A 12,897-nucleotide genomic window follows, 5' to 3' on the forward strand; every position below is an offset into this window, starting at 1 on the left:
TCAAACTGATGCGTTTCACGCCCGAGTTCCTCGATGAGTTGCGCGCCCGGCTTCCGGTCTCGGAGGTCGTGGGCAGGCGCGTCAAGCTCAAGAAGGCCGGGCGGGAGTGGAAGGGGCTGTCGCCGTTCCAGCAGGAGAAGACGCCGTCGTTCTTCGTCAACGACCAGAAGCAGGCCTGGTTCGACTTCTCCTCCGGGCTGAACGGCAACATTTTCGACTTCCTGATGAAGACCGAGGGCGTGACGTTCCCCGAGGCGGTGGAACGCCTTGCCGCGATGGCGGGTGTGCCGCTGCCGGCCGTGACGCCCGATGCGGCGCGGCACGAGCAGCATCGCCGCACCCTGCACGACGTGATGGAACTCGCGACCAAATTCTTCGCCGACACGCTGGCCTCGCGCAACGGCGCCAAGGCGCGCGGCTATCTCGCCGACCGCAGCATCTCGCCGGCGACCCAGCTCCAGTTCCGGATGGGCTATGCGCCGCCGGACCGTTTCGCGCTGAAGGAGCATCTCGGCGGGCAGGGCATCTCCACCGAGGACATGGTGGAGGCCGGGCTTCTGGTGTCCGGCGAGGACAAGCCGGTGCCGTTCGATCGCTTCCGCGACCGCGTCATGTTCCCGATCACGGATGCCCGCGGCCGCGTCATCGCCTTCGGCGGCCGTGCGCTGGAAAAGGACGTTCCGGCAAAATACCTGAACTCGTCGGAAACCACGCTGTTTCACAAGGGCGACAATCTCTACAATCTGTTCACGGCGCGCCAGGCCGCGCATGACGGCGCACAGCTGATCGTCGTCGAGGGCTATGTCGACGTCATCGCCATGGTCACGTCGGGCTTTCCCGGCGCCGTCGCGCCGCTCGGCACCGCGCTGACCGAGAACCAGCTCGGCCTGCTCTGGAAGATGGTCGACGAGCCGATCCTCTGCTTCGACGGCGACCGCGCCGGGCAGAAGGCGGCTTACCGCGCTGCCGATATCGCTTTGCCGCAGCTCAAGCCCGGAAAAAGCCTGCGCTTCGCGCTGCTGCCGGAAGGGCAGGACCCCGACGATCTCGCCCGCTCCGGCGGCCGTGGCGCGGTCGAGGACGTGATATCAGCCGCGCGGCCGCTGGCCGACATGATCTGGTCGCGCGAGATCGAGGGCGGCAATTTCGACACGCCGGAGCGCCGCGCGGCGCTGGAGGCGCGGATCGGCGAATTGACCAACGGCATCCGCGACGAGGTGGTGCGGCGCTATTACCGGCAGGATCTGCAGGAGCGGCTGCAACGCAATTTTGCCCCGGAGGGCGGCCGCGGCGGGTATGGCCGCAGCGGCTACGGCAGGGGCAATTTCGGCGGCGGCCGCGGCGGCGAATCACCTCGCCAGTTTGCCCCCCGCGGGCCGGCCCAAGGGGGCCGGTTTGGCGCCAAGGGCGGCATCAATGGCGGTGCCACCCCCGGGATTTCACGGGGCCCCTATCAGGCGGCGAGCCCCCAGCTTGCCAACAGCCCGATCATGCGCGGCCAGCGCAGTGCGATCTCCCGCCGTGAGGCGCTGATCCTGCAATCCCTGATCAACCACCCCTGGCTGCTGCACGACCATCTCGAGGAGGTCGCCGCCCTCGAGCTCGCCCATCCCGAGGCCCACAAGCTGCGGGCGGCCATCATCGCGGCCTTTGCCCACGATCATCACCACTCCCCGGATGTCGAGGAGCAGGCCGAAAAGATGCGGGCCGACCTTGAAGCGGGCGGATTATTGCAGATTCTTCAAAGGGTTGATCGATCAATCACAACCCAGGCGGTGTGGGGCGCGCAGATCGGCGCGGCGCGTGAGGATGTTTTATCGACCTGGCGCCAACTCGTTGCCTTGCATCAGAAAACCCACGCCCTACTTAGGGAGAGAAAAGATGCGGAAGTGGCTTTGGCTGAGGACTCCAGCGAGGCCAATCTGGCATGGTTGCAGGATATCCAGGCCCGGATGGCAGAAGCCGACGGGACCGAAGCCCTGATTGAGGGGTTCGGGGAATTATCGGGCCGGTTCCAGCGTAATGTCTGATAACAAAAATGCTGCGGACGGCGCTGGCCGAACCCGCAAAAAGACTCGCCAAATCCATGGTTTGGCTGCAAAAACAGGGTTAAGCGAAACTTAATAGCCTCGCGGCTATTGCAGATGGAAACCATCGAGACGGATGACAGGGGTGGCGATTTCTTGCGCCGCCCTTTGTGCGTCGAGAGTAATTCTAGATAGCGTGCAAACATGCGTGCGTGGCACCAATTTGCACGACCGCGTTTCGGGAGCTTAGTGAATGGCCACCAAGGCAAAGACGCTGCAGGTTAAGGACAAGGAAAAAGACGACAAGGCAGCTGACGCTCCTGAGAAGGATTCCGCTGACGCGCCGTCGCCGTTGCTCGACCTGTCGGATGCCGCGGTGAAGAAGATGATCAAGCAGGCCAAGAAGCGCGGCTTCGTGACCTTCGATCAGCTCAACGAAGTGCTTCCCTCCGACACCACCTCGCCCGAACAGATCGAAGACATCATGTCGATGCTCTCCGACATGGGCATCAACGTCACGGAGGCTGACGATTCCGAAGGCGAGGACGAGAAGGACGACGGCGACGACGAGACCGACAACGAGCTTGTCGAGGTCACGCAGAAGGCCGTCACCGAGGTCAAGAAATCGGAGCCCGGCGAGCGCACCGACGATCCCGTGCGGATGTATCTGCGCGAGATGGGCACGGTGGAATTGCTCTCCCGCGAAGGCGAAATCGCGATTGCAAAACGCATCGAGGCCGGCCGCGAGGCGATGATCGCGGGCCTCTGCGAAAGCCCACTGACCTTCCAGGCCATCATCATCTGGCGCGACGAGCTCAACGAAGGAAAGATCTTCCTCCGCGACATCATCGATCTCGAAGCGACCTATGCCGGGCCGGAGTCGAAGGGCGGCATCAATCCGAACCTGATCGGCAACAACGGCGCCGAGGGCGCCGCCGCTGAAGGCAATGGCGGCGATGCGCCGGCCGGCGCGCCCGCCCTTGTCGCGCCGCCCGCCGCGCCGCCGTCGCCGACTCCGTTCCGCGCCGCGCCCGCCGGTGGCGAAGCCGTCACCGAGGAGAAGGATCCCGGCGAGGCCGCGGCCGAAGCCGACATGGACGACGACGAGTTCGAGAACCAGATGTCGCTCGCCGCCATCGAGGCCGAGCTGAAGCCGAAGGTGGTCGAAACCTTCGACAAGATCGCGTCCGAATACAAGAAGCTGCGCCGCCTGCAGGAGCAGGACATCGCCAACCAGCTGCAGAGCGAGTCGCTGTCGCCCTCGCAGGAGCGCAAGTACAAGAAGCTGAAGGACGAGATCATCGTCGAGGTGAAGTCGCTGCGCCTCAACCAGGCCCGCATCGATTCGCTGGTCGAGCAGCTCTACGACATCAACAAGAAGCTGGTCTCCTTCGAGGGCCGCCTGCTGCGCCTCGGCGACAGCCACGGCGTCGCGCGCGAGGACTTCCTGCGTAACTATCAGGGGTCCGAACTCGACCCCCGTTGGCTCAACCGGGTCTCGAAACTCTCGGCCAAGGGCTGGAAGAACTTCGTCCATCACGAGAAGGACCGCATCAAGGATCTGCGCCACGAGATCCAGTCGCTGGCGGCGCTCACCGGGCTTGAGATCGGCGAATTCCGCAAGATCGTGCACGGCGTGCAGAAGGGCGAGCGCGAGGCCCGTCAGGCCAAGAAGGAGATGGTGGAAGCCAACCTCCGTCTCGTGATCTCGATCGCCAAGAAGTACACCAACCGCGGCCTGCAGTTCCTCGACCTGATCCAGGAAGGCAATATCGGCCTGATGAAGGCGGTCGACAAATTCGAGTATCGCCGCGGCTACAAGTTCTCGACCTACGCCACCTGGTGGATCCGGCAGGCGATCACCCGCTCGATCGCCGACCAGGCCCGCACCATCCGCATCCCCGTGCACATGATCGAGACGATCAACAAGATCGTCCGCACCTCGCGCCAGATGCTGAACGAGATCGGCCGCGAGCCCACTCCTGAAGAGCTCGCCGAGAAGCTCGGCATGCCCCTGGAGAAGGTCCGCAAGGTCCTCAAGATCGCCAAGGAGCCGCTGTCGCTCGAAACCCCTGTTGGTGACGAGGAGGATTCGCATCTCGGCGATTTCATCGAGGACAAGAACGCGATCCTGCCGATCGACGCCGCGATCCAGTCGAACCTGCGCGAGACCACCACGCGCGTGCTGGCCTCGCTCACGCCGCGCGAGGAGCGCGTGTTGCGCATGCGCTTCGGCATCGGCATGAACACCGATCACACGCTGGAAGAAGTCGGCCAGCAGTTCTCGGTGACGAGAGAGCGCATCCGCCAGATCGAAGCCAAGGCGCTGCGCAAGCTGAAGCACCCGTCGAGGAGCCGCAAGCTGCGGTCGTTCCTCGACAACTAATGCTGTCATTGCCGGGCTTGACCCGGCAATCCATCGAGACAAGAACGGCGGGCCTAGGCCCGCCGTTTTTTGTTGTGATGCAGTGACTGTCCGCGCCGCTACTTCTTCTTCACCCCGACGCGCTCGATGGTCTTGATCTCGAGCGGTGGGCGGCCGCTCTTTTCGGCGATCTCGCGGTCCTGCTCCATGATGAACCCGCGCGCCGGCTCGTCGCCGTCGAGCCCGCCAAGCAGTTCGGCGGGCACTCGGCGGTTGGAGCGCTGCGAGCCGTCTTCATAGAAGACGTTGAAGAAGGCGAATTCGCCTTTGGGATTGGTCCCGGGTTTTTTCGGCATGCGCGGCTTGTCCCCGATACCGGCAGCGCTGTCAAAGCAAATCACGCGGATTTCCGCGCCGATCTGCCCTGCGCTGGCGGAACGGTGACAGCGCTGTGACGCGCGGATCGCGCCTCAGCCCTCGAACAGCACGAACGCCGCCCAGACGCTGGAATCCCCGGCGCCGGCGACCTTGCCGTCACGCGCGTCGCGCCGGGTCTGGCGCAGCGCATCCGAATAGGTCAGTCCATCAGCGAGGTGCTCGTAGAAGCGCACGGTGAAGTTCGCGGTGCCTTCGTCGGCGACCGGCCACAATGTGAGCAGCGCGCGCCGCGCCCCGGCGATGCCGAGCGCGGTCGGCAGCCCACGCAGCCCGCTGACAAAGCTCTCGTCGCCGCGGCCGGTCTCGCAGGCCGACAGCACCAAGAGATCGAGCCCGGACAGGTCCCAGTCCATCAACTCGAAGGCATAGAGATAGCCGTCGCCGTCGTCGCGCAGCGGAAATCGGCTGTCGCCGGCGCCCGACAGCACGATGCCGCTCTGCCACAGCGTGTCGAGGCCCGAGGCCGTGCTGTCGTGATAGAAGCCGTGCGTCGCCAGATGCGCGATGCGAGCCTTGCTGATCGCCTCGCGCAGCGTGCTTTCGCTGACGCCGCGCCCGCTCAGCATCTCGACCGGCGCGCCGCGTGCGCGGGCGAGTTTTGCGATCGCCTCGATCTCGGTCCTGGTCCCGGGCAGCGGCATCGGCCCCGGCTGGCCGTATTCGATGCCGCCGGCGAGCAGCATCGCGCCCGTCCTGTCGAGCTTCTCGCGCCCATGGATTGCGATCAGCGCGTCGGGGCTGGTCAGCATCCGGATCGTGAAGCGGTCCTCCAGCAGGCCGCCGTCGGCATCAGGCAGCAGCGAGAACGGCACGGCGAACAGGAATCCGTCTGGCACGACATAGAGCGCGGTCTTGTCCTTCAGCAGCGGCTCCAGCGGCGCGAACAGCCGCTCGCGCAGGTTCTGGAAGCGGCCCCTCGCATCGAGTGGCCTGGCATCGAGATCAGGCGCGGTAGCCCGTGCCGTGCGCAGCCGCGCGATCTCGGTCCGCACCCCGGTATCGACCATCCGGCCGGGATCGCCGAGATCGACCACGCGCGGCGCACTCTGCGCGGTCTCGACGATGGCGTAGAGCACGGTCGCCGCCAGCGGCTGCTTGGACTGGCGGTCCGCCTTCCACTGCCGCGTGATGAAATAGTTGACGACAGCTTCATCGCCCGCGAGCAACTGCGCGGGGCGGAGCGGATCGCGCGGCGGCCTCATACCGATCGCATCGAGCCGGCGGGTGAGCGCCTTCTCGGCCGCGTCCTGCCGCTGCCAGACCGATCTCGCCCAGTCGTCGATATTGCCCGAGGAGAACAGCTCCTGCTTCTCGCCATTGAGCCGCAGCGCGGTGCGCAGCAGCGCCGCGGTCTCCTCGTCCTTGCCGGCGACCTCCGTCTCGAGCCGGCGCAGCGCGGTGGCGTCGCCGCCGCCGAGCGACTTCCAGCGCAGCACGGCGCTCGCAAACGCCGGCTGCGCCACCGCTGAACCGGCGCCGGTGGCGAAGCGGCCGAACGCGAACAAGAGATGATCGGCATGGGCGCGGATCGCCTCGGCGACGGCGCGATCGCCTGATGTGCCGACCTCGCGCTTCATCCAGTCGAACATCTCGCGATCGAGCGCGGTGAAGCTCTGCAGCGCGCGGTTCGGATCAACAGCGATCAGCGCTGTCGCGATGCCGAGCTTGATCTCGAAGCTCACGGGGTGCTGCGCGGTGAAGGCCCGCGTCGAGATCGCCAGCGCGGTCTCGCGCAGCCGCATGCCCGCATCCAGCTCGCCGCGCTGCTCGCGCTTGGCGGCGGCCAGCCCGGCTGCCTTGATGCGCAGGAAATCCGCAAAATTCTCCTCGTTGGCAACGATCGCCTCCAGCCGCTCCAGATCGGGTGCCGCCATCGCGGCATCGCCTGCGGCGAGCATGTCGGTGTAGAACAGCCAGGCATCGGCCTGTCCGGCAAAACTCGGATCCTTCGGCGCCAGCACGGTCGCGATCGCGCGATGGCGGCGGAAACAGCGGCGGGCGTCGTCGAAACGGCCGAGGTTGAGAAAATCCTGGCCGGCGTTGTTGACCGTCACCAGCGTGTTGAGGTGGTTCTCGCCGTAATGCCTGGCGCGCTTCTCGATCGCGAACAGATCGAGCTCGAGCGCCTTCGCCGGCGCGCCGATCTCGCGCAGCATGTCGGCATAATTGTTGGCGAGCTTCCAGGTGGTGCGGTGGTCGGGCCCCAGCGCCTTCTCCGAAAGCTCGAAATTGTGCCGGCCCAGATTCGTCGCCGACGCGGCCGATCCGTTGGCCGACAGCGCGACCGCGAGCTTGTCGTTGGCGATCAGAGATTCCTCGGAGCCTTCGCCCCAATAGGCGTTGTAGGCCCCGATCGCCTTCATGTAGAGCGGCACCGCTTCCGCGATCCTGGCGTGGTCGGATATCAGGATGGCGTATGACAGCAGCACGTCGGCATTGCCGGGCGGCGATTGCGCCGCCGCCTTGCCCTGCAACGCGCGGGCGAACAGCTTTTCGGCGAGATCGTCGCGCTTGACCGCGCGCAGCGTGGCGGTCGCCTGGTAATATTGCCCCATGACGAACTGGGCGTCGTCGAGCCTGTCCGCGGCGTCGAGCGCGGCCGTGAGCTGCGCATAGCCCGCGTCGATCTTGCCGCTGCGGGTAGCCGCGATGGCGTTGTTCATTTGCGCGGTGATCGCCTGGGCGCTGCCTGCGCCTTGCGCCGGCGCGCGTTTGGCGCGGGAGTCCTGCGCGGCGGCGGTGTTGATTGGTCCGGCGAAGGTCGCGCCGAGCGCGAGGACGATGCCGACGGAAGCGGCAGCCCGGCGCGCGCGCACAAATCCTCCGGCTGATGTCATCGGCAGCACATCCTCGTCGTGAAGCCCGTCATCGGATGGCGTCGCCCGGATGACAGCGTCGTTGCAGCGAGCCGGCCTGGCTTTAGCGGCGCAGCTTTGCATGAACAAGACACGGCGGACGGTCGCGCGTCAGCGCGGAACCGGCTCGCCGCATTGGTCATCGTTGGTCGCGGCCGGCGCCTTCGGCGTTCATCCGCCGTGCCCCGAACGGCTTCCCGGTTGGTTGGGCGCGGCGTCGCTTGCATGCCGGCGGCGCTGCCTGCCATCGGACGATGTTACCGCCTGCAGATGAACGGCCTGCCGGCAACCGCCTTTCGCATCGGGCTCGAAACGCGCGCGGGCCGAAAGCCCCCGATCTTTCTGACCATCGTCACTTGCGCGGCTACATCCGATTCGCGTATGAGGCGTATCCTGCCTCTGTTACAACTTCTCATTTTTGAGAGCCGATCGCCGATGTCCAACGCCACCCTCGACGCCAACAAGGCGCTCGTGCTCGCGCATTATGACGCCGTGACCAACCGGCATAATCCCGAGGCGATCCGCGCGCAGCTGGCGCCCGACTTCTTCGACCATGCGGCGGGCAAGCGGATGAGCGCCGAGGAGGTGATCGCGCATTCGGCCGCACTGCACGAGACCTTCGCCGACCTGTCGGCGGTGGCCGAATGCCTGGTGGCTGACCGCGACATCGTCGCCGGCCGCTTCGTCTGGCGCGGCCGGCACCGCAGCCCGTGGCGCGGCATTGCCCCAACCGGCCGCCACGTCGAATTCCGCGGTATGACGTTCTGGCGCATCCGGGACGGCAGGATCTCCGAGCGCTGGGCCGAGATCGATTTCGCCGGGCTGGAGCAGCAGCTCAGGGATTGAGGGAAATCTGCACAACTCCGCCGCGCTGCGACCGTGATCCGCCCCCAGCTTGTGCGGTGAATCAGAAGCACTCCGATTTGGAGTCCTAGATCGATTCAAGCTAACCCCGAGTGGGATTAGATGATGAACGACGCCTCGCACGAAAAGCGGCTTTCGGCTGACCGGTTCAGCGTCAGCTATTTTCTATGGATGATGCTGGTCGGGCTCCTCTTTGCGTTCGGTAACGATCTGGATCGGGTATTCAATCTTTGGCTGGCTCTGGTGCCCGTGCTTTTCCTGTCGGCACTAGTCATGACCGCCTCTTGGGTAGTCGCCCTGATACGCAATCTCTGGCTGAGGCGATGGCGGCGCGTGACTTCAATCCTTGTGGCGCCTCTCGCCGCCTGTCTTATCTTCGCAGGCGCGCGAGCGGCCGGCATTAGCTCCGAGCTGATACGCTTTGAGATCGGAAGGCACTACTATATCGCGCAGGTCGAGAAGCTCCCACAGGCGGGTGAGCCCCGCCTGGCGACGTTCGATTGGGGGCAAACCGGCGGGGTCGGCGTTGCAAACTTCATCTATACGCTCATTTTTGACGAGGCTGACGAGATCGCCCGCGCGCCTGCACCGCGCTCGCTTGCGTGGCACGATCGGGCGAACCGGCAATGCCCAGGCACGCCCCTGTGCTCAGTGTTGGACCCCTCTTCAGGTTTCTCAATTACAGTCAGGAAACTCGACGGTCATTTCTATCTCGTGACCGAAGGTTGGTAGGGAGATCGACCGCGCTGATTTGCACCGCGACTATTTTGACGGGCCTGATTTTACCGGGCATGATCGGCTATTCGAAGCAGGAGGGATGTTTGCATGCTCAGGTGTCGTTTGGCGGTTGTGTTCGGCGCCTTGCTGCTTACCACCCCCTCCTATGCCGCCCGCTGCGGCGGCAGCTTTCCCACCTTCGTGCAGTCGATCTCGCAGGAGGCGGCCGCGGCCGGCATTTCGCAGGACGTGATCTCGTCGGCGCTCGGCGGGGTGCAGCAGGATGGCGGGGTGCTCGCCTTCGACCGGCGGCAGCGCTACACCTTCAACAAGACCTTTGAGCAGTATGTTGCAACCCGCGTCGGCGCCGGTCGCATCAATGGCGGCCGGGCGATGTTGCAGCGTCACGCCGCGCTGTTGTCGAAGATCGAGCAGCAATACGGCGTGCCGCGCCAGATCCTGGTCGCGATCTGGGGGCTGGAAACCGATTTCGGCAAGGGCGACATGGGCAAGCTGCCGGTGTTTCGCGTACTTGCCACGATGGCGCATGATTGCCGCCGCACCGACCTGTTCCAGGGCGAGCTGCTCGCCGCGCTCAAGATCGTGCAGCGCGGCGATCTTCGTTTGAACGACATGATCGGCGCCTATGCCGGCGAGATCGGCCAGACGCAATTCCTGCCGTCGTCCTACATCAAGTATGGCGTCGATTTCGACGGCGACGGCCATGTCGATCTGCGCCACTCGGTCGCCGACGTGCTGGCCTCGACCGCGAACCTGCTGCACACCAACGGCTTCAAGGTGGGCGCGCCCTATGGCGAAGGCAGCGCCAATTTCGAGGCGATGCGCGAGTGGAACAGGGCGGTGATCTACCGCAAGACCATCGGGTATTTTGCCGATCAGCTCGTGGGGCGGTGAGGGCGAGCCACATCCGCGGTCGTCATTCCGGGGCGCGCGCAGCGCGAGCCTGGAATCCATCGGGCCGCATAACTTGCTGAGAAATGGATTCCGGGCTCTCGCTTCGCGAGCCCCGGAATGACGGAATGAGTGGCCCTCCATGGAAACCATCGGCAGCCAAAAGATCTGGTCGTTCTTCGACCGCCGCGGATGCCAGGTCGCGAAGAACGCGGCGGTGCGGGAGGGGCCGGGCCATCGCGTCGGTTCCTATCTCGAGCTCGCCACGAAAATCGCCGAGCTGCAATTCCTCAACCGCGACCACGTCCTGCTGTTTCGCGGCCAGGGCGCCGACTTCAGGAACATCAAGCGCAACTCGTCGCTGAAGCCGACGCTGTTTCGCAGCGGCCATGGCAATCCGGATCAGGCGACGCTGGTGGCGCGGTTCGCGACGCTGGCTCGCGCCGAGCAGATCCTGATCGCGGAGTATGCGAAGGCAAAACTGCTCGGGCTGGAACGGCTGAAGCGGCATCGCATCCTGCGCTGGTCGATCCTGCAGCATTACGAGGTCTGCACCACGCCGCTGCTCGACGTCACCAATTCGATCCGGATCGCTGCGTCGTTTGCCTCGCTGGCGGAGACCGGCACCGCCTTCCTCTATGTGCTCGGCGTGCCGAACCTCAGCGGCGCGATCACCGCCAGCGCCGAGGCCGGCCTGCAGATCGTCCGCCTCTCCAGCGTCTGCCCCCCGTCGGCGGTGCGGCCGCACATCCAGGAGGGCTATCTGCTCGGCGAGTATCCGGAGATGTCAGGCACCGCGCAGAAGGAAAACTATTTTCCCTATGAGATGGATTTCGGCCGGCGGCTGGTCGCAAAATTCGCGTTCGCGCCGGCATCGTTCTGGAAGAACGACAATTTTCCGCAGGTGACGAAGAGCGCGCTCTATCCATCGGAGAAGAGCGATCCGCTGTTCCGGCTGGCGCTTGGGGTGAAGAAGCAGTTGGGCGGGTGAGGCGGCGGAACGAAATGCAAAGCTCGGGCAGATCGTGCCGCGAGGATGCGGATGTGTGACTCACAGGCCGTGCAGCATTCACACTGTCGTCCCGGCGCAGGCCGGGACCCATTACCACCGCAGCTCGTTGTTGCAGCGAGCTGCGGCCCTAGCGTCCTGCCACTTGCACATTCGTGGTTATGGGTCCCGGCCTTCGCCGGGACGACGATAGTGTATGCGGCGCCCTTGCGCGCCACCGCCGCGCCTTCAACCCGCTCTCGCCGTATCCCTCGCCATCCGCCGCGCTGCGGTCTTCTCCATCTGCCGCTGCATCACCTTCCAGTAGCTCCCGGGGAGGAAGCGTTGCAGCAGGTCCATCAGGCGGGCGTCCTTGCCGATCAGGATGCGTGGCTGGTTTTTCTCGATGCCGGTGATGATGCATTGCGCGGCACCAGCCGGCGTGGTCCTGGCCAGCGCATCGAAGCGCTCGATCGATTGCGCGCGGCGGGCATTGTCGGTGATGCCGCTTCCGGTGCGCGAGTTGCGCGCGATGTTGGTGGCGACGCCGCCGGGATGCACGACGGACAGCCTGACCGGACTGTTCGCCACCGCAAGCTCGTGGCGCAGGCTTTCCGAGAAGCCGCGCACCGCGAACTTGGCCGCGCAATAGGCGCTCTGGCCGGGCGGGGCGAGGATGCCGAAGATCGAGGAGATGTTGACGATATGCGCCTCGCGCTGCCGCGACAGAAGCGGCAGGAAAGCGCGGGTGCCGTGCACCACGCCCCAGAAATTGATGTTGAACAGCCACTCCATCTGCGCCTGCCCGATCTCGCCGAACTCGCCGAGCAGCGCGACGCCGGCATTGTTGACGAGGATGTTGAGGCCGGGATGCGCTGATACGGCGGCTTGCGCGAACGCCGTGATCTGCTCCGGCTCGCTGACATCGAGGCGGTGCACGCTGACCTTGCGCGGGCCCGCTTTCGCGATCTCGGCGGCGACAGCCTGGAGGCCGGCCTCGTCGCGGTCGGCGAGCGCCAGATCACAGCCGCGCTGCGCGAGTTCGAGCGCAAGCGCGCGGCCGATGCCGCTGGCGGCTCCGGTCACGGCGGCGGCGGATCCAGCGATCGCGGTCATGTCGGGTCAGCTCCATCTCAACGAGGGGTGGCGGTGGCCGTGCGGGAACACGGCGGCTATGCCCACTTTTCTCAAATTGGAACCGAACCATCCAGCGATTTTAGGCATTGACCCCGTGCTCGCTCTGAGAAACTGCGATCAACAAGGGAGGCCCGGCCATGGGATATTCTATGGGACAGTCCAAGCCCTGTCGTGCGAAGGCCCTGGTCGTCGAGGACGACCCGATGCAGCGGGAGATGATTGAATTGCTGCTGGAGGAGAGCGAGTTCGACGTCATCGCCTGCGCCAGCGCGGAAGCCGCCGAACTGGTGTTGCAGGGCAATGGCGACAATGTCGTGCTGATGATGACGGACGTCGAGCTGGCCGGAAACATGACCGGCGTCGAGCTGGCCCATGCCGCCAAGCGATACAACCCCGATCTCGATGTTGTCGTCACCTCGGGCCGGCCGCTGCGGCAGCGCCTGCCCGATGGCGCGCTGTTCTGGGCCAAACCCTGGGCGCCGCTGGATGTGATCCGCCTTGCCGAGACGACGGCATCGGCGCTGTCCGGCCGCGGGCCGCGCGGGTCTTCATAACGCGGGTCTTCATAACGCTGGTCGTCATAACGGAGTTGTC

General features: G+C 65.3%; 10 protein-coding genes. 7 read left to right on the forward strand and 3 right to left on the reverse strand.

What is annotated here, in order from left to right; translation table 11 throughout:
* Positions 1 to 8 precede the first annotated feature (8 nt).
* Together dnaG and rpoD are read left to right on the forward strand one after the other, a co-directional pair.
* Positions 9 to 2,030 carry a DNA primase gene (gene dnaG, locus HAP48_RS22860; RefSeq protein WP_175612301.1) on the forward strand — a complete coding sequence of 674 codons (2,022 nt, stop codon included), beginning with the start codon at positions 9 to 11 and terminating at the stop codon, positions 2,028 to 2,030.
* A gap of 250 nt (positions 2,031 to 2,280) precedes the next feature.
* Positions 2,281 to 4,413 (forward strand): RNA polymerase sigma factor RpoD, encoded by a 2,133-nt coding sequence (gene rpoD / locus HAP48_RS22865; protein ID WP_166209621.1) that lies wholly within the window; start codon positions 2,281 to 2,283, stop codon positions 4,411 to 4,413.
* 98 nt (positions 4,414 to 4,511) lie between these two features.
* Here the strand turns inward: rpoD and HAP48_RS22870 are convergent, their stop codons facing one another.
* Positions 4,512 to 4,748: a hypothetical protein gene (locus HAP48_RS22870; protein WP_166209618.1), complete on the reverse strand. Its 237-nt coding sequence runs from the start codon at positions 4,746 to 4,748 to the stop codon at positions 4,512 to 4,514.
* 114 nt (positions 4,749 to 4,862) lie between these two features.
* Positions 4,863 to 7,667, reverse strand: coding sequence for a CHAT domain-containing tetratricopeptide repeat protein (locus HAP48_RS22875; protein WP_166209615.1), 2,805 nt, complete (start codon positions 7,665 to 7,667; stop codon positions 4,863 to 4,865).
* Positions 7,668 to 7,910: 243 nt separating this feature from the next.
* Here HAP48_RS22875 and HAP48_RS22880 point away from each other — a divergent pair, with 243 nt between their 5' ends.
* The 4 genes from HAP48_RS22880 to HAP48_RS22895 all read left to right on the forward strand — a co-directional run bounded on the left by HAP48_RS22880 (position 7,911) and on the right by HAP48_RS22895 (position 11,169).
* Positions 7,911 to 8,531 carry an ester cyclase gene (locus HAP48_RS22880; RefSeq protein ID WP_166209612.1) on the forward strand — a complete coding sequence of 207 codons (621 nt, stop codon included), beginning with the start codon at positions 7,911 to 7,913 and terminating at the stop codon, positions 8,529 to 8,531.
* A gap of 123 nt (positions 8,532 to 8,654) precedes the next feature.
* Positions 8,655 to 9,281, forward strand: a complete 627-nt coding sequence (locus HAP48_RS22885) for a hypothetical protein (RefSeq protein WP_166209609.1) — start codon at positions 8,655 to 8,657, stop codon at positions 9,279 to 9,281.
* Positions 9,282 to 9,374: 93 nt separating this feature from the next.
* A complete protein-coding gene (locus tag HAP48_RS22890; protein WP_166209606.1) occupies positions 9,375 to 10,181 on the forward strand; it encodes a lytic murein transglycosylase in 807 nt (268 codons plus the stop codon).
* Between the two features lie 139 nt (positions 10,182 to 10,320).
* Positions 10,321 to 11,169 (forward strand): FRG domain-containing protein, encoded by an 849-nt coding sequence (locus tag HAP48_RS22895; RefSeq protein WP_166209603.1) that lies wholly within the window; start codon positions 10,321 to 10,323, stop codon positions 11,167 to 11,169.
* A 246-nt stretch (positions 11,170 to 11,415) separates the two neighbouring features.
* Here the strand turns inward: HAP48_RS22895 and HAP48_RS22900 are convergent, their stop codons facing one another.
* Positions 11,416 to 12,282 (reverse strand): SDR family NAD(P)-dependent oxidoreductase, encoded by an 867-nt coding sequence (locus HAP48_RS22900; RefSeq protein ID WP_166209600.1) that lies wholly within the window; start codon positions 12,280 to 12,282, stop codon positions 11,416 to 11,418.
* A 170-nt stretch (positions 12,283 to 12,452) separates the two neighbouring features.
* Here HAP48_RS22900 and HAP48_RS22905 point away from each other — a divergent pair, with 170 nt between their 5' ends.
* Complete coding sequence (locus tag HAP48_RS22905; protein WP_166216094.1) at positions 12,453 to 12,857, forward strand: response regulator; 405 nt, start codon at positions 12,453 to 12,455, stop codon at positions 12,855 to 12,857.
* The last annotated feature ends 40 nt before the right edge of the window (positions 12,858 to 12,897 follow it).

The sequence above is a fragment of the Bradyrhizobium septentrionale genome (genome assembly GCF_011516645.4).
In the GTDB taxonomy this organism is placed as follows: Bacteria; Pseudomonadota; Alphaproteobacteria; order Rhizobiales; family Xanthobacteraceae; genus Bradyrhizobium; species Bradyrhizobium septentrionale.

What these genes read in the sequence shown, in the direction of transcription:
- dnaG (WP_175612301.1), top strand. Translation starts at nt 9, where the DNA reads ATGCGTTTCACGCCCGAGTTCCTCGATGAGTTGCGCGCCCGGCTTCCG.
- rpoD (WP_166209621.1), top strand. Translation starts at nt 2,281, where the DNA reads ATGGCCACCAAGGCAAAGACGCTGCAGGTTAAGGACAAGGAAAAAGAC.
- HAP48_RS22870 (WP_166209618.1), bottom strand. Translation starts at nt 4,748, where the DNA reads ATGCCGAAAAAACCCGGGACCAATCCCAAAGGCGAATTCGCCTTCTTC.
- HAP48_RS22875 (WP_166209615.1), bottom strand. Translation starts at nt 7,667, where the DNA reads ATGACATCAGCCGGAGGATTTGTGCGCGCGCGCCGGGCTGCCGCTTCC.
- HAP48_RS22880 (WP_166209612.1), top strand. Translation starts at nt 7,911, where the DNA reads ATGCCGGCGGCGCTGCCTGCCATCGGACGATGTTACCGCCTGCAGATG.
- HAP48_RS22885 (WP_166209609.1), top strand. Translation starts at nt 8,655, where the DNA reads ATGAACGACGCCTCGCACGAAAAGCGGCTTTCGGCTGACCGGTTCAGC.
- HAP48_RS22890 (WP_166209606.1), top strand. Translation starts at nt 9,375, where the DNA reads ATGCTCAGGTGTCGTTTGGCGGTTGTGTTCGGCGCCTTGCTGCTTACC.
- HAP48_RS22895 (WP_166209603.1), top strand. Translation starts at nt 10,321, where the DNA reads ATGGAAACCATCGGCAGCCAAAAGATCTGGTCGTTCTTCGACCGCCGC.
- HAP48_RS22900 (WP_166209600.1), bottom strand. Translation starts at nt 12,282, where the DNA reads ATGACCGCGATCGCTGGATCCGCCGCCGCCGTGACCGGAGCCGCCAGC.
- HAP48_RS22905 (WP_166216094.1), top strand. Translation starts at nt 12,453, where the DNA reads ATGGGACAGTCCAAGCCCTGTCGTGCGAAGGCCCTGGTCGTCGAGGAC.